Below are 25,503 nucleotides of genomic sequence, written 5' to 3' on the forward strand. Positions count from 1 at the left end.
CCGCCCGCCCTCTCTGAACGGAGAGAGGCGAGGGCGGCTCTTGGTTCACTCGTCCCTCAGACGTCCGGCAGGGAGTCGAGGTAGTCGTCGAGCGCCTTGGCCGGGATGACGATGCGACGGCCCATCTGCTTGGCCTTGAGCTGGCTTGAGTGGATCGCCTGATCGATGCGGGACTTCGACGTCCGCAGCATGACCGCTGCCTCCTGTCGCGTGTAGGCCAACGGGACCAGGCGCACGCCAGGCTCGGACTTGGCGCCCGACGTCACGTGAGCGGTCACTTCCGGCCCTCCCGGTCTGGGAGCGAGCGAACTCGTCGTCATCGCTTCTCGGTGGGAGCACGTTCAACCCAAGCGCGCAGCTCGTCAGCGAGGATCAACGGCTTGCTCGTCGGGTAGTGCGCGATGATGTCGCCGGCGCGTATCGCCCGGCGGATGACGTCAGCAGACATCCCCGTCGCCGCCGCGGCGCCGTCGATCGAGTAGGACACCACCGCCAGTGGTCGTTCTTGCATCTGGTCACTTCCTCCGTCGGTTCTGCGCGGCCTTGGACCGGGCAGACCTGGGCTCGATGCGGTGAGGGTCGACCGCGGCCCGTCGCTCGTCGCGCCATGCCCGGTAGACGTCTTCGTCCACCAGCCACCGGCCGCCCTCGACGGGCTGGAACCCGCCCGGGATGCGACCCGTGCGCAGGTAGTCGATCACGGTCGAGCGGGCCAGGTGAAGTTCGTCGGCCGCCTGTTGTGCTGTGATCGTGCCCGTCACTTCCGGCCGGTCCAGTCCGGGAGTGAGCGGGCGAACTCTTCGAGGTCGTCGCGGAGGAACCCGCGCTTGCCATCGATCGCCTTCGGGATGATCCGACCCTGTGCCTGCAGCCGGTTGAGCTTGGTGACCGAGACACCGATGTAGGCGGCGGCGTCCTCGTCTGAGAAGAGGATCGGCGGGTACATGCGGTTGAACATCAGCGTGCCTCCCAGACAGAGCCTCGAGCATGGCAGAGCCCCCTTGCCCGGATCCCACCCTCATCGGGGGATGCGGACGACCCGACTCGAGGCCAATGTTCGACCCGTCACCCGCGGGGTGCGTCGGCAAGGAGGCCGAGCATGAAGGTCGCGGCGTACTACTCGATCGACCCCACGGACCCAGACGTCTACCACGACCACAGCAACTGCCCATCGGGACAGCAGATCCCCGAGCGCAACCGGCGGTCCGGGACCAACAACTACCGCCGCTGTCAGCACTGCGTCGCTATGGGCTGAGTGGATGCAGGGCGCCCGCCCCTTCAACACGGGAGCGGCGGGCGCCCTTGCAGTTAGGTCAGGCCGGAGCAGCCTGGATTCCGTCGAGGACGTCCGCTCCGGCCAGGAGAGCCGCAGCGAGTTCGCGGGCGCCTGCAGCAGTCATCTCGAGACTGCTACGCGCGAAGCCTCCGTCGGCCCAGTCGGCAACCTGGATCGCGATCGGGCTGGCCTCGGCGCCGTAGAAGGTCTGAACGCGCCGCACGGTCAGGCGGAGCGGCTCGAAGCTCTCGACCTCGATGTCGCCAATGGTCTGCCCCTCGTCCCAGACCTCGCCCGACTGGGTGCCTGTGTAGTCGGCCGCCGCGGAGGAACCAATCGCCCAAGTCGGCATCTCGTATCCAGCGGCGGTCGTGATGTTCTTGCTCACGGGAATCACCTCTCCCAGTCAGTGGTGGTTTCAAGGCCCTCGTCGGTGCTCCAACACCGGCGGGGGCCGCCTTCGTCTTGAGCGACGATGCTCAAGCCTCTCGTGAGGGTCCGACATCGACCCCGTCCAGTTCGTCGAGCCGCGACACATCGGCCCAGCTCGGATCCAACGGCGCGTGGCGCCCCAACCAGCCGCAGAACAGTCGGAACAATCGGCGTCGCATCGGCGGGGCCTCCTTTCATCCTTAGTGGAGCCGCGAGGAGTCAGTCAGATCCCGACCTCAGGTCCGCAGAGAGTCCGCAAGGTGTCCAGCCGACACCAACGCGTGCAAACGCCACCGGCAACGGATCCGCAGGTCAGGGCGCCAATGCCCCCACTTGCCAACGCGGACCAACGCGCGGGGGGAGTTCGAGCTCTACTTCGACGTGTGATCGTCCCGGCCCCTGGCTGCTCCCAGGGGCCGGTGACCTGCAGTAACGGCACCCCCGTCACCCTCGTGGTGGCGGGGGTGCCGCACGTTTGCCACACGTTCGGCGTGGTCGGAGTGAGGGCGGTGCGCAGGCCAGGTCTCCGGAGGGCGTTCAGGGTCCGGCTGGCACGATGGCGCGCATGCTCACGTTCCCGCAGCCGCTCAAGCACGGCGACCGCATCGGTGTCACGTCTCCGTCGTCCGACGTCGAAGGGCACGCCGCCGACCGGATCGCCTTCTGCGTCGACGAGCCGGTCATCGACGATCGGATCGTGCTCACGGTTCCTCAGACCGACGGCGTCGACTCGGTCGACCGGGTGCAGCTGGGCGCTGCACTGGTGCAGCAGCTCGTGGCGGCGGGGCTGTAGCGACCCGACCGCTGCACGGCCCTCGCTCAGGGATGGGTGGCGTCGGTCGATATGACAACCCAGATCCCCTGATCGGAGGCCCTGGGTCCCATGCCCGACGTATCGACCGCGACGCGGACCCTGTCGCCCGGCACGCTCCTGGCCGAGGCGGAGTCCCGACTGATCGCCTCCGACCTCGACGAGGCGAAGCTCCTGGTCGACCGGGCGATGGCGCTCTCGGACGCGGTCGGCGACGACCTGATGCACGCCCGTGCCGTCGCCCTCCGTGCCCGGGTCCATTACGTCTGCGGCGAGTCCGCCGAGGCGATGGGGTTCGTCCTGCGCGCCGTCGACCTGAGCAACGCGGTCGGCGACCTGAGCACGGCCGCCGAGGCGCACGAGGTGGCCGCCCGCGTCCTGCTCGACGTGGGAGAGACCGGCCCTGCCCTCGACGAGGGCCTCAAGGCGGTCGAGGCAGCGGAGGGGTCCGGTGACCTCACCGCGACCATGTCGGCGATGCGGGCCATGACGAACGTCTACGCGTCGCTGCACCAGTGGGACAAGGCGCTGGAGTTCGGCGAGCGCTACCACGAGATCGCGAGGCTCGTCGGCGACCGCGTCGCGGAGGGGACGGCGATCGAGACGATCTCGTTCGTCTACGGCGGCATGGCGGTGGCGGCAGCCGGGCAGGGCGACCACGCCCGGGCGGCCGACCGGAGCGCGGAGACGGTCATGCTGGCCCGGACGGCGATGCTCATCGCCAGGGACGTGGGCAACCGGCGGGGCGAGATGACCTGCTTGGGCAACCTGGCGGAGTCGCTCGCGGACGTCGGGCGGCACGCGGAGGCGCTGGCACTGCTCGACGACCGGCCGATCGACCCGAGGCTCGATCCGGTGAGCACCGTCGTGCACCACCGGATGGCCCGCGGTGTGGCCCTGGCGGGTCTGGGTCGGCGCGAAGAGGCCGCCGAGCTGCTGGAGCTGAGCGTGTCCGAGGCACCGACCACGCAGCACGAGATGGCAGCCCGACGGGCCCTCGCCGCTCTGCAGGAGGAGATGGGCGACCTGCGGGGCGCGCTGGACCACCACAAGCGGCTGTTCACGCTGGTGGCGCAGCAGATGTCCGAGCAGGCCCAGCGAGCCGCAGGCGTGGCGGCCGTGCGCCTGGAGACCGCGCAGGCCAAGGCCAGAGCGATGGAGCTGCAGACCCGGGCGGCCGAGCTCCAGCTGACCAACGACTCGCTCAGCAGGCACTCCGAGGACCTCCGCCGGCAGGCTCTGGAGGATCCGCTGACAGGGCTGCCGAACCGTCGCCGGCTGGACGAGCTGCTCGCGTCCGACCTGCGGTCCTGCTCCGTGGTGCTGCTCGACATCGACCACTTCAAGCGCGTCAACGACGAGCACTCCCACCTCCTCGGCGACGCCGTGCTGCGGGTGATCGCGAAGCTGCTGAGGGACTGCTGCCGCGGGGCGGACACGCCGTTGCGGTTCGGGGGCGAAGAGTTCGCGCTCGTCACGCACGGCGCATCTGTCCCCGCCGTGCTGGCACTCTCGGAGCGGATGCGATCGAGGATCGAGTCGTACGACTGGGCGGCGCTGGCTCCGCAGCTGGCGGTCACGGCGAGCTTCGGCGCGGCGCTCGGCAGTGAGGCGGCGACGAGCATCGAGCTCCTGGCCCTGGCCGACCGCCGCCTGCTGCAGGCCAAGCAGGACGGCCGCAACCGGGTGCTGGGCCCGCCGACCCGCTAGCGCCCCCGAGGCGGCGGACTACGAGTCGGCGGTCTCGTCGTCGGTCGGTGGCTCCTCGGTCGGGCTCGGCGCCGGCTCCTTGAGCGCGGCGATGGCAGCCTCGAAGGCACCGACGGTCGCGGCGTCCACGGCACCGGTCGGCTCGACGCCGAGCTCCGTCTGGAACCGGACGAGCGCGGCGGTCAGCTCCTCGGACCACTGTCCGTCGACCGGGCCGTCCCAGTAGCCCGCCAGCTTGAGCGTCTGCTGGAGCGCCGCCGTCGAGGTCAGGGCCGCCTCGGCCTGGGTCGCACCCTTCGCCGCGAGGTCCGCCTGCAGGGCCGCGTCGGTGGCCTTGTCCACCGTCCCGGTGACCGGCAGGCCGTGCGTGGACTGGAGGTCCTCGACGGCTTGCACCGTGCCGGGTCCGTAGATCCCGTCGACTGCCAGCGTGTAGTACCCGGCGTCGGCGAGTCCCTGCTGCAGTGCGGTGGTGTAGGCCCGCGCCGCCTCCTGCGCCGCGACGCGCTGGTCGTCGTCGAGGCATCCGGCCTGGACGACGAGCTGCATCCACGCCATCTCGAGGCTGACGACCGCGGCGTTGAACTGCTGCGACGCCTGGTCGAGCGGGGTGTCCTCCGTGATGCCCTGCTGGGTCGCGGTGAGGTCGGCGTCCGCCTGCTTGACCCTGGTGACGGTGTCGGCGGGTGCGAGCGGCGTCGCCTCCGCGGTGGGCGACTCCTCCGGCTCGGCGGGCTCCCCGGACGCGGACGCCTCGAGCGCAGCCAGCTCGGCGCGCGCCGCCGCGAGGGCGTTCTCCGCGTCCGCGACGCCCTGCCGGGCCTCCTGGGCGGTCTGCCCGGCGGCCAGCGTCTCCTCTCGCGGCTCACGCAGGTCGGCGCCGCCGGTGACGACATCACCGACGGTCGGCGCCTCGGCGGTGATCACGTCGCCGTAGCGGTCCAGCGCCTTGACGTAGTCGACGCTCCCCGCGCAGAACGCGTCGGTCGCCCGCTGCGCCTCGTCCTGCGCCTCGGCGAGGTCCTTCTCCTTCGCGGCGACCTGTGCCTGCGCGCGTTCGAGGTCCGTCGTCGGGTCGTCCCCGTCGTCGCTCCCCCCCGCGGTGCACCCGCCGAGGAGGAAGGAGACACCCAGCACGGCGACGGTCGGCCATGCCCACCGGCGCGCTCGACCCGACCGGAACGACCTCACGGCGACCTCCGAAGAACGCTCCGCTTCCTGGTGTCCTCACGACGACGGTGTCGACGCACGGGCCCACGGGCCACGTCGCCGACGCCGTCGGTCCGACCCTCCACCCCCGGGGTCCGGCGCGCAAGGCAGGGCACCGATCTGCCCGAAAGGGCACAGAGCTCGTCGCGACCTTCTCGTCCCCGTCGATGACGGGCAGTGTCGATCCCGTCGGCCCAGAACCTCGCCGGCGACGACGCCCTGGGGGAAGCCATGCGTCTGCCTGTCCTCGTCCCGTGCCTCGCGGTGCTCGTCGGACCGTGGGCGACCGTCCCCACGCCGACTGTCGTCGCCGAGCCGACGTGCGGCACGACGGTCACCGTCGACTCGACCCTCAGGCACGACCTCGAGTGCACCGGGGACGGCCTCACGCTCGGTCCCGGCGTCACGCTGGACCTGGGCGGCCACACCGTCACCGGATCCGGCCGCGGGACCGGCGTCTCGGTGGCGTCCGCGGGCACGGTCTCCGTCGTGAACGGGACGCTGGCCGGATGGGGCACGGGCATCAGCACGTTCGTGTCCGACGAGGACCAGCTGGCGGGACCGCTGACGGTCGAGCGGGTCACGGTCCGGAACAGCAGGTGGGGTCTGGACGCGTCCGGCCAGAGCGGCACGGGCGCCTACGCGAAGCCGACGACCGTGGCGCGGTCGACGTTCGCCGACAACGACGCCGGAGTGGTCGCCGGGTGGTTCGGGTCACCGACGATCACGAGGACGACCTTCACGGACAACCGCGTCGGCCTCTGGGTCAGCAGCGCCACCGCGCACGTGGGCCGATCCGACCTGCTCAGGAACGGCGTCGGCATCCGGGTCTACGAGAGCAGCGTCGTCGTCGACGATCGGACCACCTTCATGGACAACGACCGGGGCCTCACCGTCGGCGGGGTCGGCAGCACGACGGTCGACGACAGCAGGTTCCGCGGGGGCGACGTGGCCGCCACGGTGCTGAGCGGCCGGCTGTCCATGACGGGGAACGTGCTCACCGGGAGCGGCACGGGCGTGCTGGTCGCGGGTGGTGCCGGCACGTTCGACGACAACACGTTCCGCGGCAACGGCGTCGGCTTCCACCACGTGCAGTCGAGCGAGGGGCCGACCACCCTGCGCGGCAACGTGTTCCGGCTCAACGGCGACGGCATCGTCGTCGAGAACGGGGACCCGTCCGTGCGGCTCGGGCAGAACACGGCACGACGGAACACCGGCTGGGGCATCGACGCGCCGGGCGTCACGGACCTCGGGGGGAACACCGCCCGCCGCAACGGCAACGAGCCGCAGTGCGTCGGCGTGGTGTGCCCCTGACGGGGTCTGACCGGTGCCGGTCCATGGGCTCTGCTGGTCGCACATGAGGCCTGCACGTCGTCCCACACAACGTGCACGCGACCCACCCGCAAGTGCCGGACGCCGTTCCACGACGGTGCATAGCGTCGCCCCATGAACGATCACGAGCGCCCGTCCCCGCAATCCGGGCCCAGGTCAGGCCCCCTTCCCGCGCTCGCCGGCGCGGGTGCCCCCACAGCGCTCGGGGGGCCTGCGGTCCTGCTCCCGCCCCGGCCGCCCGCTGCCGTCGACCGCATGCTGGGGGCGTTCTGGTCGGGCGCACGCCGAGCCGCACCCGTATGGGTGCTCGGCACCTGCGCGGCGGTCGGCCTCGTCGGCGGTGTCGTGCTCGTCGGGCGGCGGCCGGGGATCGGCGCGGCAGCCGTCGGGATGCTCCTCTGCGCCGGTGCGGTGCCTGTCCTCGTGCGGCGTCGGCGGCTCGGCGACCTCGCGCTCCTCGGGCTCGGTGCCGCGCTCCTCGCCGTCACTGCTGTCCGGACCGCCGGGTGGGTCGTCGCCCTCAGCGTCGTGGCGGCGGTGTGGGTCGGCGTGGTGGCGACGACGTCGGCTCGGACCGCGCCGTCGGTGGCGCTCGGACCGCTCTCGGCCTTCGCCGGGCTCGTGCGTGCGGTGCCCTGGGTGCGGCACGGTGCCGGTTCGGCGCTCGGCGGTCGTCGGCACGAGGCGCTCGTCGTCCTGCGCAGCGCGGCCGTCACCGTGGTGCTGCTCGCCGTGTTCGGGGCGCTGTTCGCGAGTGCGGACCGCGTGTTCGCGGGCTACCTGCCGCGCCCGCACCTCGACCTGCTGCCCGGTCAGGTCCTCGTCGGCACGGTCCTCGCGCTCGCCGCGGCCGCCGCAGCGCACCTGACGATCGCGCCGCCGGTCTGGTCACGCGCCCGCCTGCCCGAGGCACCCGCGGCGAGCCGCCTGGAGTGGCTCGTCCCCGTGCTGGCCCTGGACGTGCTCGTGGTGGCCTTCCTCGTCACGCAGGCGATCACGCTGCTGGGCGACCCCGAGCGGGTGCTCCCGTCGGGCGTCACGTTCGCGTCGTACGCCCGCCAGGGGTTCGCACAGCTCGTCGTCGCGACGGCGCTCACCCTCGTCGTCGTCGGTGTCGCCGCACGACGGGCTCCGCGCTCGGCCGCCCGCGACCGGGTGCTGACCCGGGCCGCGCTCGGGGTGCTCTGCGTGGCGACGCTCGGCGTCGTCGCGTCGGCGCTGCGCCGGCTCGACCTGTACGTCGACGCGTTCGGGCTGACCCGGCTGCGGCTGCTCGTCGCTGTCGGCGAGCTCGCGATGGGCGTCGTGCTCGCGCTCGTGCTGGTCGCAGGTGCCCGGGGATCGGGCCGGTGGTTCCCGCGCGCCGCGGTGTGGGTCGCGGCGGGTGCGGTGCTCGGGCTGGCGCTCCTGAACCCCGACGCCGTGATCCTGCGTCACAACACTGCGACCGAGCGGACGACACCGTTCGACGTGTCCTACCTCCGTGGGCTCTCGGCGGACGCCGTCCCGGCCGTCGACCAGCTCGACGAACCGCTGCGGTCGTGCCTGCTCGAGGGCATCGAGGTGCCGTCCGAGGACGACGGCCTGAGCTGGACGTGGGGCGGTCAGCGTGCGCGTGGCATCTCCCCCGACGCGGTCAGGCGGTGCTGACGGCCGCGTGCTTCCGAGGGCCGCGTGGCGAGCCGTCCGTCACTCCACCCCGAGCTGGTCGAGCAGGAGCGCGTGCAGGCGCGGGTCCGCGAGGGGGCGGAAGTGCCCCGGGGTGTCGAGCACCACGTCGAGGCCGTCGTGGAGCGAGCTCCCGGCGGGGATGTGCGGGTCCCAGAAGCTGAACGCCGACGTGATCCGCCGGTTGACCGCGCGCTCCGCCTGCAGCGCCACGATCGTCGCGTCGGTCGGCCTGAACGCGCGCACGGCCGCCGCGGGGAACCACCGGGCGTACGCCGACCCGGCGAAGGGCGTGTTCACGGCGACCATCGACGTGACCCGGTGGTCGGCGTCCTCGCGGAGCATCGCGAGCTTGCCGATGAGGCCGCCCTTGCTGTGCGCCACGAGGACGACGTCGCGCAGGTCCTGCTCGCGGACGTATCTCCCGAGGAGTGCCGCCTGGTCCGGGATCGGCCGGTGGTTGATCCCGAGCTCCGGGAGCACGTGGACCCGGACGCCGTGGTCGTGCAGCACCGTCGCGAGCGGCAGCAGGAACTGCCACGGCTCGTACACGCCGGGAACCAGCACGACGGGCGGACCCGCCGGTCGCTCGGGCCTGAGCAGGTCCCGCGGGCCCACCCGCGTCGCGACGCCGGCGACCTGCCAGCGCAGCACGAAGGCGTAGTCGCGCGCGAGCCACCACGCGCGCGCCGACAACGGCCGAGGCTCCGCCGCCGCCCGCACGTGCCGAGGCTGCTCGGCCGCTCCCGCGTCCACCCGGTCAGGCCGTCGACACCCGGTCGTCGTCCAGCGCCGGCCGGGCGAGCAGCGCCAGAAGCAGCAGGAGGACGATGGCGACGATCGCGACACCGAGCACGTACCCCGGAGTCAGCGGTGTACCGAGCACGAGTGCGAGCGCTGCGCCGACGGCGACCACCACGCGCAGGAGCACGCGCTGCTCACCCAGCCACTGGCCGACCGGGCCCGTGGTGACTCCGCGCCGCTCCCCCGCACCACGCGCCCAGGCGGCGGACCTCGACGCGGCCGACCGGAGCGCGACCGCGGACGCCGTCCTCCCGGACACGAAGGCGACCGCCGCCACGACGATCCCGAGCACGAACGCCGAGCGCAGCGAGATCCGCAGCAACGAGACCACCTGGTCGTAGACGACGACCGCGGCGTCGGGACGTTGGACCTCCGGTGGCAGCGAGTTGGCGTACAAGGAGCGTCCGACCGTCAGGCCCAGTCCGAGCACGAGCATCGCGCCCCCGAGCGTCAGACCGGCCACCACGAGCGCCCGCGCCTTGTTCTGGGACAGCATCACGCCGCCGGCGAGCAGCGCGATGACGATCCACGGGAGCCACGTCCCGAGCACGTCGAGCATCCGGTAGGCGTTCTGGAGCCGGACCAGGTCGGCGCTCTGCGCGAGCGGGAAGCTCGCGTTGATGGTCGGGATCCGGTCGACGATCGTGAAGCCGGCATTCGACAACGCGGTCTTGACCTCCTCGATGACGCTCGTGAGGTCCACCGTGAGCGTGCCCTGCGAGTCGATGCTCGCGATGGCGTCGGGGTCGCCGCGCATGACGGCGACGAGCTGCTCGTGAGCGGCCTTGTTGGCCTGCTCCCACGCCGTCGAGAACGCGTCCGACGTGACCACACGGTCCACGCCCTTGCGGATGAAGTTCGTCGCGGCGTCGACCAGGGGCCCCTGGAGTGCCAGGACAGCGGCCGACAGGCGCGGGGGCAGCCCCAGGTCGGACACGGCACCGGTGGCCGTCTCCGCGAGCTGGTCGAGGTTCACGGCGTCGACGATCGCGGTGGTGAGCCGGTTCGTGACGGCCGACTGGATCTGCGGGTCCTCGGACAGCGGCGCCACCGTCGCGAGATAGCGGTCCGTGTCCTCGACGAGCCCCCGGGCCCACACGGCCACCACGGCCACCGGTGCGAGCAGGGCCGCGACGACGACGAGGACCACGGCCGCGGTCGCACGCCCGGGCCGCCGGCGGTGCGCCTGCTCCGCGACCCCGACCGGCGCGGCGGCGGTGACCGCACGCAGGCGCGCGTTCTCGGCCTCCAGGGCGTCCAGCCGCGACCGCAGGAGCGCGACCTCGTCGTCCGGGACGGGCACGGGGACCGGCACCGGGTCCCCTGGCCCTGCGAGGGGCTGGGTGTCGCCCGGGTCGGGCGCCTGCGGCTCGTCGTCCGTGCTCGGCTTGCTCGGCACCGCCATGAGAGTCCTCCCGACACGTCCGACACGCCCGATTCCCCGAGCATGGCAGCGTTGCTGGTCAGCGCGCGAGAGGTGGCGCGGTACGGTGCGAACGAGCCGACTGGTCCCGAGCCCTCCACAGGGGAGCGCATGCCGCGACGCACCGTCACCGAGGGCACCGTCCCGGTCGCCGCCGACCCACGCCGTCCGCCGCCGTGGCTCCCCCGGGCGCTGGCCCTGGCCGTGGTCGCCGTGTTCCTCGCGGCGTTCACGTGGCGGGCCCTGTCGTTGCTCGGGCACGTGCTCACGATCGTGGTCATCTCGTGGTTCGTCTCGCTCGCGATGGAGCCGCTGGTCCGCTGGCTCGTGGCGCACGGCGTCCGGCGCACCCGCTCGACCGGCATCGTGATGGTCACGGGGATGCTCGTGATCATCGCCGTCATCTGGCTCTTCGGCGGCCTCTTCGTCGCCCAGCTCGCCGAGCTCGTGGACTCCCTGCCCACCTACTACGCGCAGCTCGTCGAGTGGGTGGACACCACGTTCGACGTCGCGCTGCCCACGGTCGACGAGGCGACGGACTCCGTCACGCGGAACTGGCAGTCGCTCGCGCCCGGTCTCCTGGGCGCCGGTGCGTCGATCATCGGCGGGCTGTTCACGCTGACGTCCGTGCTCCTCGTCGTGTACTACATGGCCAGCGCCGGACCCCGGTTCCGGGCGGCGGTGCTGCGCCTGTTCGCTCCCCACCGCCAGCGCGAGCTGCTGCGGCTGTGGGAGGTCTCGCAGCAGAAGGTCGCCGACTTCATCAACTCCCGCATCGTCCTCGCCGCGCTCTCCAGCGTGTTCACGTTCGTCTTCCTGGAGATCCTGCGGATCCCGTACGCCCTGCCCCTCGCGGTGTTCACCGGTGTGGTGTCGCAGTTCGTCCCCACCATCGGCACCTACATCGCCGGCGCCGTGCCTGTGGCAGTCGCCCTGGCGGTCGACCCGGTCAAGGGCCTGCTGGTCCTGGCGTTCATCATCGCCTACCAGCAGGTCGAGAACCTGATCTTCTCCCCCAAGGTGTCCGCCCGGTCGCTCGAGCTGAACCCCGCGATGTCGTTCCTCGCGGTGCTCGCCTTCGGGGCGGTGTTCGGGCCGATCGGCGCGTTCCTCGCGCTCCCGGTCGCCGCGACCATCCAGGCGGTGTCCTCGACGTACGTGCGGCGGCACGAGCTCGTCGACTCGCCCCTGCTCCAGGAAGATGAGCAGGCACTGCGACGCCAGCGCCACTGGGTCGACGTGCCCGAGGACGCGCCGGGGCCCGAGGACGAGCCGGGGCCCGAGGACGTGCCGGACGCCGAGGCGGGGACTGCGGACGAGCCTCAGCCGTAGAAGACGCGCTCGACCACGGACCGGGCGCGCCGGGCGGTACGCAGGTAGTCGTCCTCGAGCTCGCCGCCCGACCCGGCGGCGTACCCCATGACGCGAGCGAGGCCGGCGAGCGCCTGCCGGTCGTGCGGCAGGACGTCGGCATGAGCGCCCTCCTGCCGGCCCGACCACAGCACGTTCGCGTCCCGCACCCGGGAGGCCAGCAGCCACGCGTCCGCCAGGACCCGTGCGTCGTCCGCATCGAGCAGGCCGGCGCGCTCGGCTGCGGCGAGCGCGTCGAGCGTCCCGGTGGTCTGCAGCTCCGGCACGTCGTGCGCGTGCAGGAGCTGGAGGAGCTGGACCGTCCACTCGACGTCGGAGATCCCCCCGCGACCCAGCTTGAGGTGCCGGGCCGGGTCGACCCCCCGGGGCAGCCGTTCCGACTCGACGCGCGCCTTGATCCGCCGGACCTCACGCACGGTGGCCGGGTCGATGCCGCCCTCCGGGTAGCGCAGCGGCGCGACGAGCTGCACGAACCGGGTGGCGAGCTCGTCGTCACCCGCGACGGGCCGTGCACGCAGCAGGGCCTGGCTCTCCCAGGGCGACGACCATCGGGCGTAGTACTCGGCGTACGAGTCGAACGTGCGCACGAGCGGACCGTTGCGGCCCTCCGGCCGCAGGTCGGCGTCGACGGCCAGGACGGGCTCCGGCCCCACCGCCCCCAGCAGCGCGCGGATCCCGGTCGCGACGGACAGGGCGAACTCCTGGGCGAGCACCCCGTCGACGCCCGGCTTCGGGTCGTGCACGAAGAGCACGTCGGCGTCGGAGGAGTACCCCACCTCCCGGCCGCCGAGCCGGCCCATCGCGACGACGAGCATCCGCGTCGGGTCCTCGTCGAGCAGGCGCGCCTGTCGGGCCTCCCACAACGCGACCCGCAGCGTGCCCGCCAGGACGACGTCGGCCGCGACCGTGAGGCTCTGGGACGCGCGGATGCCGGTGACCACGTCGAGCACGTCGGCAGCCGCCGTGCGGGCGAGCTCGCGTCGCCGAAGGCCACGGAGCGCGGTCACGGCGGGCACCCGCTCGTGCGCCCGCGTGAGGATGGCGTCGGCCTCGGCGGACAGCCGCGCGTGCGTCCGGGGCTCGAGCTCGCCGTCGCCCGCGAGCCATGTCACGGACTCCGGCGAACGTCTCAGCGCGTCGGCCACGTAGCGCGACGTGGACAGCACCCGGGCCAGACGTTGGGCGACCGTGCCCGAGTCACGCAGCAGCTTGAGATACCAGTGCGTGGTGCCGAGCTCCTCGGAGAGCCGGCGGAAGGCCAGCAGGCCGCCGTCGGGGTCCGGACCGTCGGCGAACCAGCCGAGCATCACCGGCAGCAGCTGGCGCTGGATGGCCGCACGGCGTGAGACACCCTCGGTGAGGGCGGCGATGTGCCGCATGGACCCGACGGGGTCGAGGTACCCGATCGCGGCCAGCCGGGCGCGCGCGGCCTCCGGTGCGAGGCTCGCCTCCTCCGCCGACAGCTGCGCCGTCGCCGGGAGCAGCGGACGGTAGAACAGCTCCTCGTGAAGCCTCCGCACGTCCCGCCGAACCGTGCGCCAGCGCTCGACGAGCCCCTCGGGTCCCTCGGCCCGCATGCCGATCGACCGGGCGAGCCGGCGCAGGTCGGCCTCGGCGTCCGGCATGAGGTGCGTGCGCCGCATCCGGTACAGCTGGATGCGGTGCTCCAGCACGCGCAGCAACCGGTAGCAGACGGCCAGCTGTCCGGCGTGCTCGCGGCCCACGTAGCCGCCCGCCGCGAGGGCCGCCAGGGCCGTCAAGGTGCTCGGGCTGCGGATCGTGTCGTCCGCGCGACCGTGGACGAGCTGGAGGAGCTGGACGGTGAACTCGACGTCGCGCAGGCCACCGACGCCGAGCTTGAGCTGCCGGTCCGCCTCCGCCGCGGGAACGTGCTGCTCGACCCGGCGCCGCATCGCCTGGGAGTCCTCCACGAAGCGGTCGCGCTGCACGGCCGCCCACACGAAGGGCTGCGTCATCTCGACGTACTCGTCACCCAGCGCGGCATCTCCGGCGAGCGGCCGGGCCTTCAGCAGCGCCTGGAACTCCCACGTCTTGGCCCACCGCTCGTAGTACGCCTTGTGGCTCGCGAGCGTCCGGACCAGCGGGCCGTCCTTGCCCTCCGGGCGCAGCGCAGCATCGACCGGCCAGAGGGCCGGCTCCCCGGAGGAGGTGGAGCACACCCGAGCCAGGCCGGCGGCGAGCCGTGCTCCGGCGGCGAGCGCCGCGGCCTCGTCGGCGCCGTCCACCGGCTCCGCGACATAGACCACGTCGACGTCGCTCACGTAGTTGAGCTCGCGGCCGCCTCCCTTGCCCATGCCGATCACGGCGAGCCGGACGTCCGCGCCATGGTCGTCGAGGTCGGCACGCGCGACGGCGAGCGCCGCCTCGAGGGCGGCACCGGCGAGGTCCGCGAGGGCCGCCGCCACCCCGGGCAACCTGGACAGCGGGTCGGGGGCGGTCAGGTCCGCCGCGGCGATGCGGAGCAGGCGCGTGCGGTAGGCGCGACGCATGGCGTCCGTGCCGTCGCGGCCGCCGTGGTCGGCGACGGGCACCGGATCCGCCGGGTCTGCCCCGACCGCGCCGAGCAGCTCGGCACGGACGTCGCCGACCGGGACGCCCAGGGCCGGCTCGTCGTCGGCGAGTACGCGCAGGTTGGCCGGGTGCGCGACGAGCGTGTCCCCGAGGGCGACCGACGCCCCGACGACCGCCAGGAGCCGGGCCCGGCGCTCGTCGTCCTGCTCCAGCATCGACCGCAGCAGGTCGCGCTCCGCCGGGGACGACCGGACGGCCCCCGCGAGCTTGGCGAGCGTGAGCAGTGCCTGGTCCGGGTCCGCCACCTCGGCGAGCGGTCCGGGCAGCAGGCTCGCGGCATCGGGCAGCACGTCGAGCAGAGCGGCGTCCGCGAGCATCCGCTCGGCGCGCGCCACGTCGGTGACCCCGGCACGGGTCAGCCGCCCGGCGAGGCTGCCACCCCGCCCGTCGGCGGTCGTGGCGCTCATCGGGCCGCTCCCGTCACCATGTCGACGAGCCGCCTCACAGGACCGGCAGGAACCGCCGCAGCTCGTACGGCGTGACCTGGGCGCGGTACTCGTCCCACTCCTGCCGCTTGTTGCGCAGGAAGTAGTCGAACACGTGCTCGCCGAGGGTCTCGGCGACGAGCTCGGACCTCTCCATCACGGCGATGGCCGACTCGAGCGAGGTGGGCAGCGGCTCGATGCCGAGCGCGCGGCGCTCGGAGTCGGTGAGCTCCCACACGTCGTCCTCGGCGCCCTCGGGCAGCTCGTAGCCCTCCTCGATGCCCTTCAGGCCGGCGGCGAGCATCACGGCGAACGCGAGGTACGGGTTCGTCGCGGAGTCGACCGCGCGGTACTCGATGCGGCTGGAGTTGCCCTTGCCGGGCTTGTACATGGGCACGCGGACGAGGGCGGACCGGTTGTTGTGACCCCAGCAGATGTAGCTCGGCGCCTCGGCACCGCCCCACAGCCGCTTGTAGGAGTTCACGAACTGGTTGGTGACGGCCGTGACCTCGGCGGCGTGCCGCAGCAGGCCCGCGATGAACGAGCGCGCCGTCTTCGACAGCTCGAGGTGTCCCCCGGCCTCGTGGAACGCGTTGCGGTCGCCCTCGAACAGCGAGAGGTGCGTGTGCATGCCGGACCCGGGCTGGTCGAACAGCGGCTTCGGCATGAAGGAGGCGAACACGCCCTGCTCGAGCGCGACCTCCTTGACGACGGTGCGGAACGTCATGATGTTGTCCGCGGTGGTCAGCGCGTCCGCATAACGCAGGTCGATCTCGTTCTGACCCGGGCCGGCCTCGTGGTGGGAGAACTCCACCGAGATGCCCATCGACTCGAGCATCGTGATGGCCGCGCGCCGGAAGTCGTGCGCCGTGCCGCGCGGCACGTGGTCGAAGTACCCGCCCTGGTCCACGGGGACGAGCGGCAGTGCCGGGTCCGCCGGAGCCTCGAACAGGTAGAACTCGACCTCGGGGTGCGTGTAGAACGTGAAGCCCTGGTCGCTCGCCTTCGACAGGGCGCGCTTGAGCACGTGGCGCGAGTCCGCGAGCGACGGCTCGCCGTCGGGCGTGAGCAGGTCGCAGAACATCCGCGCGGTGCCGTGCCGCTCGCCCCGCCAGGGCAGGACCTGGAACGTCGTCGGGTCCGGCTTGGCGATCATGTCCGCCTCGTACACCCTGGTCAGGCCCTCGATCGAGCTGCCGTCGAACCCGATGCCCTCGGAGAACGCGGCCTCGAGCTCGGCGGGTGCGACCGCCACCGACTTGAGGATCCCGAGCACGTCGGTGAACCAGAGGCGGATGAAGCGGATGTCCCGCTCCTCGACCGTGCGGAGCACGAACTCCTGCTGCCTGTCCATGCGGCACATCCTGCCTCATGAAGGGGCCTCGGCGAGGGCACGTCCGTGGATGCGTCGCGGCAGGTCGCACACGCGTTGACTAGGCTCGACGCCATGCCCGCACCACGCATCGCCCTGGCACAGATCGACACCTGCGTGGGGGACGTCGACGCGAACGCGGCCGCGGTGCTGCGGTGGTCCAGGCGGGCCGCGGACGAGGGCGCCGACCTCGTCGTCTTCCCCGAGATGACGATCACCGGCTACCCCGTCGAGGACCTCGCGCTGCGCGCGTCGTTCCGGCGTGGCGCCGAGGCTGCGCTGCTGCGCACGGCGACGGAGCTCGAGGCGGCAGGGCTGGGCGAGCTCGCGGTGATCGTGGGCACGGTCGGCGAGCGGGTGCTCCCGCCCACGGGCGACCAGGACGCGCCGGACGGCGCCCGTCGCCCCACCAACCAGGCCGTCCTCCTGCAGCACGGACGCGTGCAGGACCGGTACGACAAGCACCACCTGCCGAACTACGGCGTGTTCGACGAGTTCCGCATCTTCACGCCGGGTGACGACGTCTGCGTGATCGACGTGCAGGGGCGTCGCGTCGGCGTCGTGGTCTGCGAGGACATCTGGCAGGACGGTGGCCCGGTGTCGCAGATGGACGAGCGGGAGGTCGAGCTGCTCGTCGTCCTGAACGGTTCGCCGTACGAGGAGGGCAAGGGGCACGTCCGCGCCGAGCTGGCAGCCCGACGGGCGCGCGAGGTCGACGCGCCGGTCGCCTACGTCAACCTCGTCGGCGGCCAGGACGACCTGGTGTTCGACGGCGGCTCGTTCGTCGTCGGGACCGACGGCACGCTCCTGGCGAGCGCGCCGCAGTTCGTCGAGCACCTGCTGCTGTGGGACCTGCCCGACCCGGACGCGCCGCCGCAGCCCGGCCCGCTCGCGGCACCGCTGGGCGCCGACGAAGAGGTCTACCGCGCGATCGTCGTCGGGCTGGCCGACTACGTGCGCAAGAACGGCTTCCGGTCGGTGCTGCTCGGGCTCTCGGGCGGCATCGACTCGGCGCTCACCGCGACGATCGCCGCGGACGCGGTCGGTGGCCAGAACGTGGTCGGCGTCTCGATGCCGTCGGCGTACTCCTCCGAGCACAGCAAGGACGACGCGGCGGACCTGGCCAAGCGCCTGGGCGCGGACTACCGGGTCCAGCCGATCGGGCCGATCGTCGAGGCGTTCCGCGGCGAGCTCGAGGTCGAGGGCGTGACGGAGGAGAACCTGCAAGCCCGCGTCCGGGGCGTCCTGCTGATGGCGATCTCGAACCGTGAGGGCCACCTCGTGATCGCACCGGGCAACAAGTCGGAGCTCGCCACCGGCTACGCGACGATCTACGACGCCGGCAGCATCGGCGGGTACGCGCCGCTCAAGGACGTCGACAAGTCGCGCGTGTGGGCACTGGCCCGCTGGCGCAACAACGCCGCCCTCGACGGCGTCTTCGGCCCCGACGAGCTGCCCCCCATCCCCGAGTCGTCCATCACGAAGCCGCCGTCCGCCGAGCTCCGGCCCGGTCAGGTGGACCAGGACTCGCTGCCCCCGTACAGCCTGCTCGACGAGGTGCTCGACGCGTACGTGGAGAACGCCGAGGGCCGCGCCGAGCTCCTCGCGCGCGGGTTCGACCCCGCCGTCGTGGACAAGGTGCTCGCGCTCGTCGACCGCGCCGAGTGGAAGCGTCGGCAGTACCCGCTCGGGCCCAAGGTCACCGCGCTCGCGTTCGGACGCGACCGGCGACTGCCCGTGACGACCCGGTGGCGCGAGCCCTGACCTGCCCGGCAACCCGCACGACACCCAGGAGCACAGCCCGATGACCCAGACCCCCAAGCGAGTGCGCGTGCACCACCTGCGCGAGGCCAAGGAGCGCGGCGAGCGCCTGACGATGCTCACGGCCTACGACGCCGTGACGGCCGCCATCTTCGACTCCGCCGGCGTGGACATGCTCCTGGTCGGTGACTCGATCGGGAACACGATGCACGGGCACGCGACGACGCTGCCCGTCACGCTCGACGACATGGTGCGGGCGGGCAGCGCCGTCGTCAGCGCCGTGCACCGTGCGTTCGTCGTGGTCGACCTGCCGTTCGGCACGTACGAGGCGGGGCCCACGCAGGCGCTGGAGAGCGCGGTCCGCGTCATGAAGGCGACGGGCGCCGCGGCCGTGAAGTTCGAGGGCGGCAAGCGCGTGGTCCCGCAGATCCGTGCGCTGACGGACGCGGGCATCCCCGTCGTCGGGCACCTCGGCTACACCCCGCAGTCGGAGCACCTCCTGGGCGGCCCGCGCGTGCAGGGTCGTGGCGACCTCGCCGCGGAGCACCTCAGCGAGGACGCCGTCGCCATCGCCGAGGCCGGGGCCGTGGCCGTCGTGCTGGAGATGGTGCCGGCTCCCGTCGCCGAGCAGATCACCGAGATCCTCAAGGTGCCGACCATCGGCATCGGCGCGGGAGCGGGCTGCGACGGGCAGGTGCTCGTGTGGGTCGACATGGCCGGCATGACGGACTGGTCCCCGCGCTTCGCCAAGCGCTTCGGGGAGGTCGGTGCGGCGCTCGCGTCGGCGGCCACCGCCTACGTGGACGAGGTGCGCGCGGGCACGTTCCCCGACGCGGACCACCAGTTCGACAAGTGAGCGCACGCCGGGTCGCGACGTGGGCGACGGCCGTCGTCGTCGGAGCGGTCGGCGTCGGGCTCGCGGTCCCGGTCCTGTCGGGTGTGTTCCCGGTGGCTCAGCTCGTGGCGTTCCGGGCCGTGCTGGCGCTCGCGGGCGTGGGCTGTGCGCTCGCGCTGCTCGCCGTGCCCTGGGTCCGGCGGCGGACCGTGCCGGTGGTGGTGGCGCTCGCGCTCGGGGTGGGTCTCCAGGCCGCGGTCCTCGCCGCGCGCGCCGTCCCGGCCGGTCAGGACGGCGCGGCGGTGCTCGCCCGCGGCGGGGCGCCCGCCACGGGCCCCGCCGGCGACGAGGGCGTCGTCGTCCTGTCCTTCAACACCCTGGACACCGTGCCGGCGGACACGCTCGCGGCCCTGATCGAGGGGCTCCGGGCCGACGTGGTGGTCCTGCCGGAGACGTCGCGCGCGACCGCCGTGGCAACCGCGGCCCTCCTCGACGCCGCCGGGCTGCCGATGCAGCTGCACAGCGCCGACGGCAGCAGCACCTGGATCGCGGGCACCGCGCTCCTCGTCTCCCCCGCGCTCGGCACGTACCCGTCGTCCACCGAGCTGCCGACCCGCCTCGGCGGCGTGCGCACCGTCCCGGTCGACCCCTCCGACCCGACGCTCGTCGCGGCGCACCCGCTCGCGCCCGGCCACCGGTCCGCGATGCCGACCTGGCGCTCGGAGACCGCGTGGGTCGCGGACCAGTGCGCGTCGACCCCGGGCGCGGTGGTCGCGGGCGACCTGAACGCGACCCTCGACCATCCCGGGCTCCAGGACCTCGGACCGTGCGTGGACGCGGCGCGGCAGGCCGGTGAGGCGTGGCGCGGCACCTGGCCCGCGTCGGCGCCGAGCGGCCTGGCCGCTCCCATCGACCACGTCCTCGTGGACGGCCGGAGGTGGCGCGTCACCGCCTTCGAGGTGCTGCCGCCGACCGGCGGGAGCGACCATCGGCCGATCGTCGCCCGCCTCGTGCGGCGCTGAGGCCGGCCCGGACCGTCTCAGCGCCGGCGGTCCTCGTCCTCCCACGCCTTGTTGCGCTCCTTGGCGATCTCCATGGCGCGGGCGGCGTCCTCGCGGCTCGGGTACGGGCCCATGAGCTTCGATGCGACGCTCTGCTTGCCCTCCTCGACCTCGTGGGTCTCGGTGTTGTACCAGTACTCGGTCGCCATGTCGGACTCCGTTCGTCGAGGCTCGCGGGGCGCCCGGCCGTCCGGCCGCCCCGCACTGCGTTCCGTAGACTGCCAGGTATGTCGCCCGTGCACGCGCCACGCTCCGCCGCCCTGGTCCCGGGCACGGTGAGCGCCCGCCGCGCCGTCCCGTCGTCCATCGCCCGACCCGAGTACGTCGGACGTCCGGGACCAGCCCCGTGGCGGGGCAACAACGTGCTCGACGAGGACACGATCGAGCGCGTCCGCGTCGCGGCCCGCATCGCAGCCCAGGCGCTCGAGGTCGTCGGCCGGGCGGTCGAGCCCGGCGTCACCACCGACGCGCTGGACGCGCTCGGGCACGAGTTCATGGTCGACCACGGTGCGTACCCGTCGACGCTGGGCTACCGCGGCTTCCCGAAGTCGCTGTGCACGTCCGTGAACGAGGTGATCTGCCACGGCATCCCCGACTCGACGGTGATCGAGGACGGCGACATCGTGAACGTCGACGTCACCGCCTACATCGGCGGCGTCCACGGTGACAACAACGCGACGTTCCTCGCCGGGGACGTCGACGACGAGTCGCGACTGCTCGTCGAGCGCACCCGCGAGGCGCTGCACCGTGCCATCAAGGCGGTGGTGCCGGGACGCGAGGTCAACGTCATCGGTCGGGTCATCGAGAAGTACGCCGCCCGATTCGGGTACGGGGTGGTCCGCGACTACACGGGCCACGGGGTCGGTCCCGCCTTCCACACGGGTCTGGTGATCCCGCACTACGACGCGGCGCCCGGGTACGACACGGTGATCGAGACCGGCATGGTCTTCACCATCGAGCCGATGCTCAACCTCGGCACCCCCGACTGGGTCATGTGGGACGACGACTGGACGGTCCTCACGGCCGACGGCCGACGCAGCGCGCAGTTCGAGCACACCCTGCTGGTCACCGACACCGGAGCGGAGATCCTGACACTGCCATGAGCCACCACCACAAGAAGTCGAAGAAGCACCCGCTGGCGTTCGGCATCGACATCGGGGGCAGCGGCATCAAGGGCGCCCCGGTGGATCTCGAGAAGGGCGAGTTCGCAGCCGACCGGCTGCGCATCCCCACCCCCACACCGTCCACCCCGGACGCCGTGTCGAAGACCGTCGCCGCCGTGGTCGAGTCGTTCGACCTGGATCGGGGACTGCCCATCGGGGTGACGTTCCCCGCGGTGATCCTGCACGGCGTGGCGCAGTCCGCCGCGAACGTCGACAAGTCGTGGATCGGCACCGACGTCGAGGCCGCCGTCGAGAAGGCCGCCGGTCGCCGGGTGCTGGCCGTCAACGACGCCGACGCCGCAGGGTTCGCCGAGGTGCGGTACGGGGCCGCGCGGGACGTCGACGGCGTCGTCCTCGTCGTCACGCTCGGCACCGGCATCGGGTCCGCGCTCGTCGTGGACGGCCACCTCGTCCCGAACACCGAGCTCGGCCACCTGGAGATCGACGGGCACGACGCCGAGTCGCGTGCGGCCGAATCGGTGCGCGACCGCGACGGGCTGGACTGGGAGGCCTGGGCCGAGCGCCTGCAGCGGTACTTCACGGTCGTCGAGAACCTGTTCTGGCCCGACCTCATCGTCGTCGGCGGGGGCGTCAGCAAGCACCACAAGGACTTCCTGCCGCTCCTCGACATCCGCACGCGCATCATCCCCGCCGAGCTGCGCAACGCGGCCGGCATCGTCGGGGCGGCCGCACTCGCCGCGGAGGCCCACGGCTGACCGAGGCACCGTCCCGCGCGCTGGTGGAGGTCGCGCCGGGGGTCCACGTCGCGACGAGCGCGGTGTACGCGACGACGTCGACCGTCGTCGTCGGCGACGACGGTTCATGCCTCGTCGTCGACCCCGGGGTCACGGCGCGGGAGGTCGCCGGTCTGGCCCGTGCCGTCACCCTGCGCGGTTGGCAGCCTGTCGCCGTCTGGTCGACGCACGGGCACTGGGACCACGCGCTCGACGGTCCCGGGCTGCACGGCGTGCCCCGCTGGGCCGCGTGGGCCCGTGGCCCGTCGTGGTCGCGCACCGCCGCGACGGAACGCGACGGCGACGACGAGCTCGCCTCGCACCTGCGCGCCCACCCGGGCGACGGGGGTGCGGACCTCGTCGACGCTCCCCCGGTCCCGTTCCCTGCCGATGTCGCACGCACGTCCCCCGTGCCCGGCTGGACGCCGGTCGCCTGGACCGCCCGCCCGGTCCACGTCCTGACGCACTCCGCGCACGCGACCGGCCACAGCGCCCTGCTCGTGCCGGACGTCGGTGTGCTCGTCGCGGGCGACATGCTCTCGGACGTCGAGATCCCGCTGCTCGACCTCGACGCGGCGGACCCGGTCGCCGACTACCGCAGCGCGCTCGACTCGTTCTCCGCACTCTCGGCCGGCGTCGACGTCCGCGTCGTGGTGCCCGGCCACGGCTCGCCGGGCGACGGCGCCGAGCTCTCCCGTCGCCTGACCTCGGACCGGCAGTACCTCGCCCGACTCGTCGACGCTCGTCAGGACACGGGCGACCCGCGCGTCACGTCCACCTGGCTCGCGGACGCCCATCACCGTCAGGTGGCCGCCGTCCGCGGCTGAGGTGTGACGATGGGAGCATGCGCTGGGTCGTCGTGCTCGTCGTCGTGGGCGCGGTCCTCCTCGCCCTGGACCGCGCCGTCGCTCGGGGCTGGTTCGACCGCAGCCGGCCGCGGGACCACCGCCCCGCCGGGGCGCCTGCTGCGAGCGGGATGCTCGGCGACCTGATCGAGGTGTTCCAGCCGAGCCGGGTGCACCTCACCGCCGAGCAGGAGCGTCAGCAGCTCGAGATCCACCACACCGGGGACGCCGCACCGCCCGTCGACCTCGACGCCGGGACCGCCCGGACCGATCCGCCGCCACCGGTCGCGTGATGGCCGACCGTGCCTCTACCTTGCCTGCATGGCGCTCGTGGTGTCCCAGCTGACGATCGACTCGCCCTACCCGGAACGGCTCGCGCGCTGGTGGGCGGAGGTCCTCGGCTGGCGCTTCGTGTGGGAGCCGGCACCCGACGACGACGAGTTCGAGATCGCCCCGGCCGACGGCTCGGCGACGAGCTGGTTGTTCGTCCTCGTCCCCGACGACAAGGTCGTGAAGAACCGGCTGCACTGCGACCTGCGTCCCGCCGACGGCTCCGACCAGGCAAGCGAGCTGTCACGACTCCTGTCGCTCGGTGCGACACCGCTCGACATCGGTCAGGGAGACGTGCCGTGGCACGTGCTCGCCGACCCGGAGGGGAACGAGTTCTGCCTGCTGCACCGGACGGTGTCCGAGGCCGCAGCGGCGCTGGCTGCGGAGCTCGACTCCTCGCCGTCCGCGGGGAGCTGACAGCCGGACGAGCCGCGGACGTCCCGTGCCCGCGTCCGCGGAGCGGCCTGTCAGCCCGGCTCGTCGTGGCCTGTGGCCGCCCCTGCGTGCCACCGGAGAGGGCCTTGCACTACCCCGCACGAGTGACATCGGCACGCCAGGGGTCGAAATCGGACGAACCGGTCACTAACTTGCGGGGATGACCAATGCCGCTCTCCCGGTCCTCGGCGACCTCCCGCTGGAGGACTGGGCGACGTGGCTGCCGCTGGCGGTCTCCGTCCTGACGTTCTTCGTCGCCCTGCTCGCGTGGCGCCAGGCGGCGAAGGCCGTACGCCGGGTCGCCCGGCAGGCCGACGCGACCCACAAGCAGGCCGACGCAGCCGCCCGACAGGCCAAGGCCTTCGACGAGCAGGTCGCGATCGCCCGGGAGGCGATCGCCATCGCCCGTCACGAGGCCCGGGACGCCCGCGCCGACGCCGACCGTCTCCGTCTCGAGACCGACCACTCCCGGCGGATGCTGGAGGAGGCGCGCCTCGACGCCCTCGCTCCCACGATCATCGCGCGGGCGCTGCCGAGCGTGTCCGACGCCGCCGGACGACCGGCCCTCGAGGTCTGCCGGCTCACGGCGGGCAGGCAGGACCGCTGGCGGCCCCTCGTCGGGCAGCTCCAGGTGGGCCGTGACGAGGCGTACGCGTTCCGCACCGCCCTGACGCTGTGGTTCGAGAACGTCTCCGACTGCCCCGCCCAGATCGACATCCTGCAACCTGCCGGCGGTGAGCTGGAGCTGCTGCCGGGGCACCCCCTCGTCATCCCCGCCCATGAGGCACGCAGCATCGCCTGGGTGCGGATGTGGACGTCGCGGGACCTGGACAGCGACGGTCAGCTGCAGGACCCGTCGTCGTGGCTCTTCGACCTCACGTTCTCGGCGAGCGACCTCGGCCTGCACGTCCGCGACACCTACGCGTTCGACGGCGACCTGCGGTTCTTCGACCGGGACGGGTCCTGGCTCGTCGTGATGCCCGAACCACCCCTGCCCTGGACGTCGGACGTCGCGTCGATGCTCCCCGGCCGCACCTACCAGCAGCGCGACGTGCCGGTCGGCTGAGCCGTGCGTGCCCGGCACGGACGAGGCGGATGAGTCAGTCGATACGCCGGGTTCTGTCCCCGCGCTGGGTCACCCCGTGCGCGGGTGGCGGCCATCCCTCTACGACGTACGTTGCCGCACGCCTCCAGCGGCCTACCCGGGAGCTCGGGCGGGCAGCCCTCGAACGCTCCCTGTCTGGCCTTGCTCCGGGTGGGGTTTACCGAGCCGCACCGGTCGCCCGGCACGCTGGTGGTCTCTTACACCACCGTTTCACCCTTACCTCCCCGGCGGACCGGGAAGGCGGTCTGTTCTCTGTGGCACTGTCCCGCGGGTCACCCCGGGTGGGTGTTACCCACCACCCTGCCCTACGGAGCCCGGACGTTCCTCGGCGGACCCGGAGGTCCGACGCGGCCGCCTGACTGACTCATCCGCGCCGCACAGCCTAGTCGCTCGACGGGAGCTGCTCAGACGTCGACCCGGTAGGGCAGCGTGAGCTCGTCCCCGGACACCCCGCGGATCCCCCAGTTCTCGGCGGGGCTCTCGATGATGACGAGCTCGAGGTCGTCCGGGCCCAGGCCGAGCGCGGGGGCGACGTCGTCGAACATCGCGGCGATGAGGGCGCGACGGGCGCGACGGGTGCGGCCGGTGAAGCAGACCACCTCGATCACGAGGTACGCCTCGGAGCGTGGCGCGACGAGGTCCTCGGGGTCGAGCATGACGAACCGGTGGAACCGCTTGTCGTCCGGCAGCGCCCAGGCCCCGACGAGCGCAGCATGGACCGCGTCGGACACCTCCTGGCGCCGAGACCCCCAGACGTCCCGCCGACCGTAGAGCTTGACCTGCGCCATCGCCGTCCTCCCCGTCCGATG

26 protein-coding genes and 1 other RNA gene are annotated in these 25,503 nt (G+C 72.8%); 14 read left to right on the forward strand and 13 right to left on the reverse strand.

Annotation, left to right across the window (positions count from 1 at the left end; translation table 11 throughout):
- Positions 1–56: 56 nt before the first annotated feature.
- The 5 genes from ACVW07_RS03275 to ACVW07_RS03295 form a co-directional block, all read right to left on the reverse strand.
- A complete protein-coding gene (locus ACVW07_RS03275; RefSeq protein ID WP_456817851.1) occupies positions 57–278 on the reverse strand; it encodes a helix-turn-helix domain-containing protein in 222 nt (73 codons plus the stop codon).
- A gap of 38 nt (positions 279–316) precedes the next feature.
- Entirely contained in the window at positions 317–511 is a 195-nt protein-coding gene (locus ACVW07_RS03280; RefSeq protein ID WP_456817852.1) for a hypothetical protein, read from the reverse strand.
- A 4-nt stretch (positions 512–515) separates the two neighbouring features.
- The gene (locus tag ACVW07_RS03285; protein WP_456817853.1) at positions 516–761 is read right to left on the reverse strand and encodes a helix-turn-helix domain-containing protein; all 246 of its coding nucleotides are present in this window, start codon (positions 759–761) and stop codon (positions 516–518) included.
- On the reverse strand, positions 758–958 hold the full coding sequence (locus ACVW07_RS03290; RefSeq protein ID WP_456817854.1) for a helix-turn-helix domain-containing protein: 201 nt from the start codon (positions 956–958) through the stop codon (positions 758–760). Before ACVW07_RS03290 ends, ACVW07_RS03285 begins: the two co-directional genes overlap by 4 nt.
- A 355-nt stretch (positions 959–1,313) precedes the next feature.
- Positions 1,314–1,664, reverse strand: coding sequence for a hypothetical protein (locus tag ACVW07_RS03295; protein ID WP_456817855.1), 351 nt, complete (start codon positions 1,662–1,664; stop codon positions 1,314–1,316).
- 609 nt (positions 1,665–2,273) lie between these two features.
- Between ACVW07_RS03295 and ACVW07_RS03300 the strand changes: the two genes are divergently transcribed.
- Together ACVW07_RS03300 and ACVW07_RS03305 are read left to right on the forward strand one after the other, a co-directional pair.
- Positions 2,274–2,501, forward strand: a complete 228-nt coding sequence (locus ACVW07_RS03300) for a hypothetical protein (protein ID WP_456817856.1) — start codon at positions 2,274–2,276, stop codon at positions 2,499–2,501.
- A 90-nt stretch (positions 2,502–2,591) separates the two neighbouring features.
- Positions 2,592–4,229 (forward strand): tetratricopeptide repeat-containing diguanylate cyclase, encoded by a 1,638-nt coding sequence (locus ACVW07_RS03305; RefSeq protein ID WP_456817857.1) that lies wholly within the window; start codon positions 2,592–2,594, stop codon positions 4,227–4,229.
- A gap of 18 nt (positions 4,230–4,247) precedes the next feature.
- Here ACVW07_RS03305 and ACVW07_RS03310 read toward each other — a convergent pair whose 3' ends face one another.
- The gene (locus ACVW07_RS03310; RefSeq protein WP_456817858.1) at positions 4,248–5,420 is read right to left on the reverse strand and encodes a peptidoglycan-binding protein; all 1,173 of its coding nucleotides are present in this window, start codon (positions 5,418–5,420) and stop codon (positions 4,248–4,250) included.
- A 195-nt stretch (positions 5,421–5,615) separates the two neighbouring features.
- Between ACVW07_RS03310 and ACVW07_RS03315 the strand changes: the two genes are divergently transcribed.
- Entirely contained in the window at positions 5,616–6,752 is a 1,137-nt protein-coding gene (locus ACVW07_RS03315; RefSeq protein ID WP_456817859.1) for a right-handed parallel beta-helix repeat-containing protein, read from the forward strand.
- A gap of 132 nt (positions 6,753–6,884) precedes the next feature.
- Positions 6,885–8,420: a DUF4153 domain-containing protein gene (locus ACVW07_RS03320; RefSeq protein WP_456817860.1), complete on the forward strand. Its 1,536-nt coding sequence runs from the start codon at positions 6,885–6,887 to the stop codon at positions 8,418–8,420.
- 39 nt (positions 8,421–8,459) lie between these two features.
- Here the strand turns inward: ACVW07_RS03320 and ACVW07_RS03325 are convergent, their stop codons facing one another.
- Together ACVW07_RS03325 and ACVW07_RS03330 are read right to left on the reverse strand one after the other, a co-directional pair.
- Entirely contained in the window at positions 8,460–9,134 is a 675-nt protein-coding gene (locus ACVW07_RS03325) for an esterase/lipase family protein (RefSeq protein ID WP_456817861.1), read from the reverse strand.
- A 64-nt stretch (positions 9,135–9,198) separates the two neighbouring features.
- The gene (locus ACVW07_RS03330) at positions 9,199–10,647 is read right to left on the reverse strand and encodes a hypothetical protein (protein ID WP_456817862.1); all 1,449 of its coding nucleotides are present in this window, start codon (positions 10,645–10,647) and stop codon (positions 9,199–9,201) included.
- A 129-nt stretch (positions 10,648–10,776) separates the two neighbouring features.
- Here ACVW07_RS03330 and ACVW07_RS03335 point away from each other — a divergent pair, with 129 nt between their 5' ends.
- Positions 10,777–11,997 carry an AI-2E family transporter gene (locus tag ACVW07_RS03335; protein ID WP_456817863.1) on the forward strand — a complete coding sequence of 407 codons (1,221 nt, stop codon included), beginning with the start codon at positions 10,777–10,779 and terminating at the stop codon, positions 11,995–11,997.
- Here ACVW07_RS03335 and ACVW07_RS03340 read toward each other — a convergent pair.
- Both ACVW07_RS03340 and ACVW07_RS03345 read right to left on the reverse strand, forming a co-directional pair.
- Positions 11,988–15,035 (reverse strand): bifunctional [glutamine synthetase] adenylyltransferase/[glutamine synthetase]-adenylyl-L-tyrosine phosphorylase, encoded by a 3,048-nt coding sequence (locus tag ACVW07_RS03340; protein ID WP_456817864.1) that lies wholly within the window; start codon positions 15,033–15,035, stop codon positions 11,988–11,990. The two genes, ACVW07_RS03335 and ACVW07_RS03340, sit on opposite strands and share 10 nt — an antisense overlap.
- Positions 15,036–15,069: 34 nt before the next feature.
- A complete protein-coding gene (locus ACVW07_RS03345; protein WP_456817865.1) occupies positions 15,070–16,407 on the reverse strand; it encodes a glutamine synthetase family protein in 1,338 nt (445 codons plus the stop codon).
- 93 nt (positions 16,408–16,500) lie between these two features.
- Between ACVW07_RS03345 and ACVW07_RS03350 the strand changes: the two genes are divergently transcribed.
- From ACVW07_RS03350 to ACVW07_RS03360, 3 genes are read left to right on the forward strand one after another with little or no spacing between them, the layout of a single operon-like run.
- The gene (locus tag ACVW07_RS03350; RefSeq protein ID WP_456817866.1) at positions 16,501–18,189 is read left to right on the forward strand and encodes an NAD+ synthase; all 1,689 of its coding nucleotides are present in this window, start codon (positions 16,501–16,503) and stop codon (positions 18,187–18,189) included.
- Positions 18,190–18,229: 40 nt separating this feature from the next.
- Entirely contained in the window at positions 18,230–19,042 is an 813-nt protein-coding gene (panB, locus tag ACVW07_RS03355; RefSeq protein ID WP_456817867.1) for a 3-methyl-2-oxobutanoate hydroxymethyltransferase, read from the forward strand.
- Complete coding sequence (locus ACVW07_RS03360; RefSeq protein ID WP_456817868.1) at positions 19,039–20,043, forward strand: endonuclease/exonuclease/phosphatase family protein; 1,005 nt, start codon at positions 19,039–19,041, stop codon at positions 20,041–20,043. Before panB ends, ACVW07_RS03360 begins: the two co-directional genes overlap by 4 nt.
- A gap of 17 nt (positions 20,044–20,060) precedes the next feature.
- On the opposite strand, the gene ACVW07_RS03365 is transcribed toward ACVW07_RS03360, so the two are convergent.
- Positions 20,061–20,231: an SPOR domain-containing protein gene (locus tag ACVW07_RS03365; RefSeq protein WP_456817869.1), complete on the reverse strand. Its 171-nt coding sequence runs from the start codon at positions 20,229–20,231 to the stop codon at positions 20,061–20,063.
- A 78-nt stretch (positions 20,232–20,309) separates the two neighbouring features.
- On the opposite strand from ACVW07_RS03365, the gene map reads away from it, so the two are divergent.
- The 6 genes from map to ACVW07_RS03395 all read left to right on the forward strand — a co-directional run bounded on the left by map (position 20,310) and on the right by ACVW07_RS03395 (position 24,655).
- Positions 20,310–21,185, forward strand: coding sequence for a type I methionyl aminopeptidase (map, locus tag ACVW07_RS03370; protein ID WP_456817870.1), 876 nt, complete (start codon positions 20,310–20,312; stop codon positions 21,183–21,185).
- On the forward strand, positions 21,182–21,961 hold the full coding sequence (gene ppgK, locus ACVW07_RS03375; RefSeq protein WP_456817871.1) for a polyphosphate--glucose phosphotransferase: 780 nt from the start codon (positions 21,182–21,184) through the stop codon (positions 21,959–21,961). Before map ends, ppgK begins: the two co-directional genes overlap by 4 nt.
- A gap of 23 nt (positions 21,962–21,984) precedes the next feature.
- Positions 21,985–22,806: an MBL fold metallo-hydrolase gene (locus ACVW07_RS03380; protein ID WP_456817872.1), complete on the forward strand. Its 822-nt coding sequence runs from the start codon at positions 21,985–21,987 to the stop codon at positions 22,804–22,806.
- 17 nt (positions 22,807–22,823) lie between these two features.
- Complete coding sequence (locus tag ACVW07_RS03385) at positions 22,824–23,117, forward strand: DUF6191 domain-containing protein (protein ID WP_456817873.1); 294 nt, start codon at positions 22,824–22,826, stop codon at positions 23,115–23,117.
- Positions 23,118–23,145: 28 nt separating this feature from the next.
- Entirely contained in the window at positions 23,146–23,571 is a 426-nt protein-coding gene (locus ACVW07_RS03390) for a VOC family protein (protein ID WP_456817874.1), read from the forward strand.
- A 178-nt stretch (positions 23,572–23,749) separates the two neighbouring features.
- Positions 23,750–24,655: a hypothetical protein gene (locus tag ACVW07_RS03395; protein WP_456817875.1), complete on the forward strand. Its 906-nt coding sequence runs from the start codon at positions 23,750–23,752 to the stop codon at positions 24,653–24,655.
- 26 nt (positions 24,656–24,681) lie between these two features.
- On the opposite strand, the gene rnpB is transcribed toward ACVW07_RS03395, so the two are convergent.
- Positions 24,682–25,061: RNase P RNA component class A (gene rnpB, locus ACVW07_RS03400), an RNA gene on the reverse strand.
- 37 nt (positions 25,062–25,098) lie between these two features.
- A complete protein-coding gene (locus ACVW07_RS03405; RefSeq protein WP_456817876.1) occupies positions 25,099–25,482 on the reverse strand; it encodes a tautomerase family protein in 384 nt (127 codons plus the stop codon).
- Between the last annotated feature and the right edge of the window lie 21 nt (positions 25,483–25,503).

Source organism: Cellulomonas sp. URHB0016, from assembly GCF_054057935.1.

What these genes read in the sequence shown, in the direction of transcription:
- ACVW07_RS03340 (WP_456817864.1), bottom strand. Translation starts at nt 15,035, where the DNA reads ATGAGCGCCACGACCGCCGACGGGCGGGGTGGCAGCCTCGCCGGGCGG.
- ACVW07_RS03290 (WP_456817854.1), bottom strand. Translation starts at nt 958, where the DNA reads ATGTTCAACCGCATGTACCCGCCGATCCTCTTCTCAGACGAGGACGCC.
- ACVW07_RS03320 (WP_456817860.1), top strand. Translation starts at nt 6,885, where the DNA reads ATGAACGATCACGAGCGCCCGTCCCCGCAATCCGGGCCCAGGTCAGGC.
- ACVW07_RS03345 (WP_456817865.1), bottom strand. Translation starts at nt 16,407, where the DNA reads ATGGACAGGCAGCAGGAGTTCGTGCTCCGCACGGTCGAGGAGCGGGAC.
- ACVW07_RS03405 (WP_456817876.1), bottom strand. Translation starts at nt 25,482, where the DNA reads ATGGCGCAGGTCAAGCTCTACGGTCGGCGGGACGTCTGGGGGTCTCGG.
- ACVW07_RS03335 (WP_456817863.1), top strand. Translation starts at nt 10,777, where the DNA reads ATGCCGCGACGCACCGTCACCGAGGGCACCGTCCCGGTCGCCGCCGAC.
- ACVW07_RS03305 (WP_456817857.1), top strand. Translation starts at nt 2,592, where the DNA reads ATGCCCGACGTATCGACCGCGACGCGGACCCTGTCGCCCGGCACGCTC.
- ACVW07_RS03280 (WP_456817852.1), bottom strand. Translation starts at nt 511, where the DNA reads ATGCAAGAACGACCACTGGCGGTGGTGTCCTACTCGATCGACGGCGCC.
- ACVW07_RS03350 (WP_456817866.1), top strand. Translation starts at nt 16,501, where the DNA reads ATGCCCGCACCACGCATCGCCCTGGCACAGATCGACACCTGCGTGGGG.
- ACVW07_RS03395 (WP_456817875.1), top strand. Translation starts at nt 23,750, where the DNA reads ATGACCAATGCCGCTCTCCCGGTCCTCGGCGACCTCCCGCTGGAGGAC.
- map (WP_456817870.1), top strand. Translation starts at nt 20,310, where the DNA reads ATGTCGCCCGTGCACGCGCCACGCTCCGCCGCCCTGGTCCCGGGCACG.
- ACVW07_RS03385 (WP_456817873.1), top strand. Translation starts at nt 22,824, where the DNA reads ATGCGCTGGGTCGTCGTGCTCGTCGTCGTGGGCGCGGTCCTCCTCGCC.
- ACVW07_RS03300 (WP_456817856.1), top strand. Translation starts at nt 2,274, where the DNA reads ATGCTCACGTTCCCGCAGCCGCTCAAGCACGGCGACCGCATCGGTGTC.
- ACVW07_RS03365 (WP_456817869.1), bottom strand. Translation starts at nt 20,231, where the DNA reads ATGGCGACCGAGTACTGGTACAACACCGAGACCCACGAGGTCGAGGAG.
- ACVW07_RS03330 (WP_456817862.1), bottom strand. Translation starts at nt 10,647, where the DNA reads ATGGCGGTGCCGAGCAAGCCGAGCACGGACGACGAGCCGCAGGCGCCC.
- ppgK (WP_456817871.1), top strand. Translation starts at nt 21,182, where the DNA reads ATGAGCCACCACCACAAGAAGTCGAAGAAGCACCCGCTGGCGTTCGGC.
- panB (WP_456817867.1), top strand. Translation starts at nt 18,230, where the DNA reads ATGACCCAGACCCCCAAGCGAGTGCGCGTGCACCACCTGCGCGAGGCC.
- ACVW07_RS03390 (WP_456817874.1), top strand. Translation starts at nt 23,146, where the DNA reads ATGGCGCTCGTGGTGTCCCAGCTGACGATCGACTCGCCCTACCCGGAA.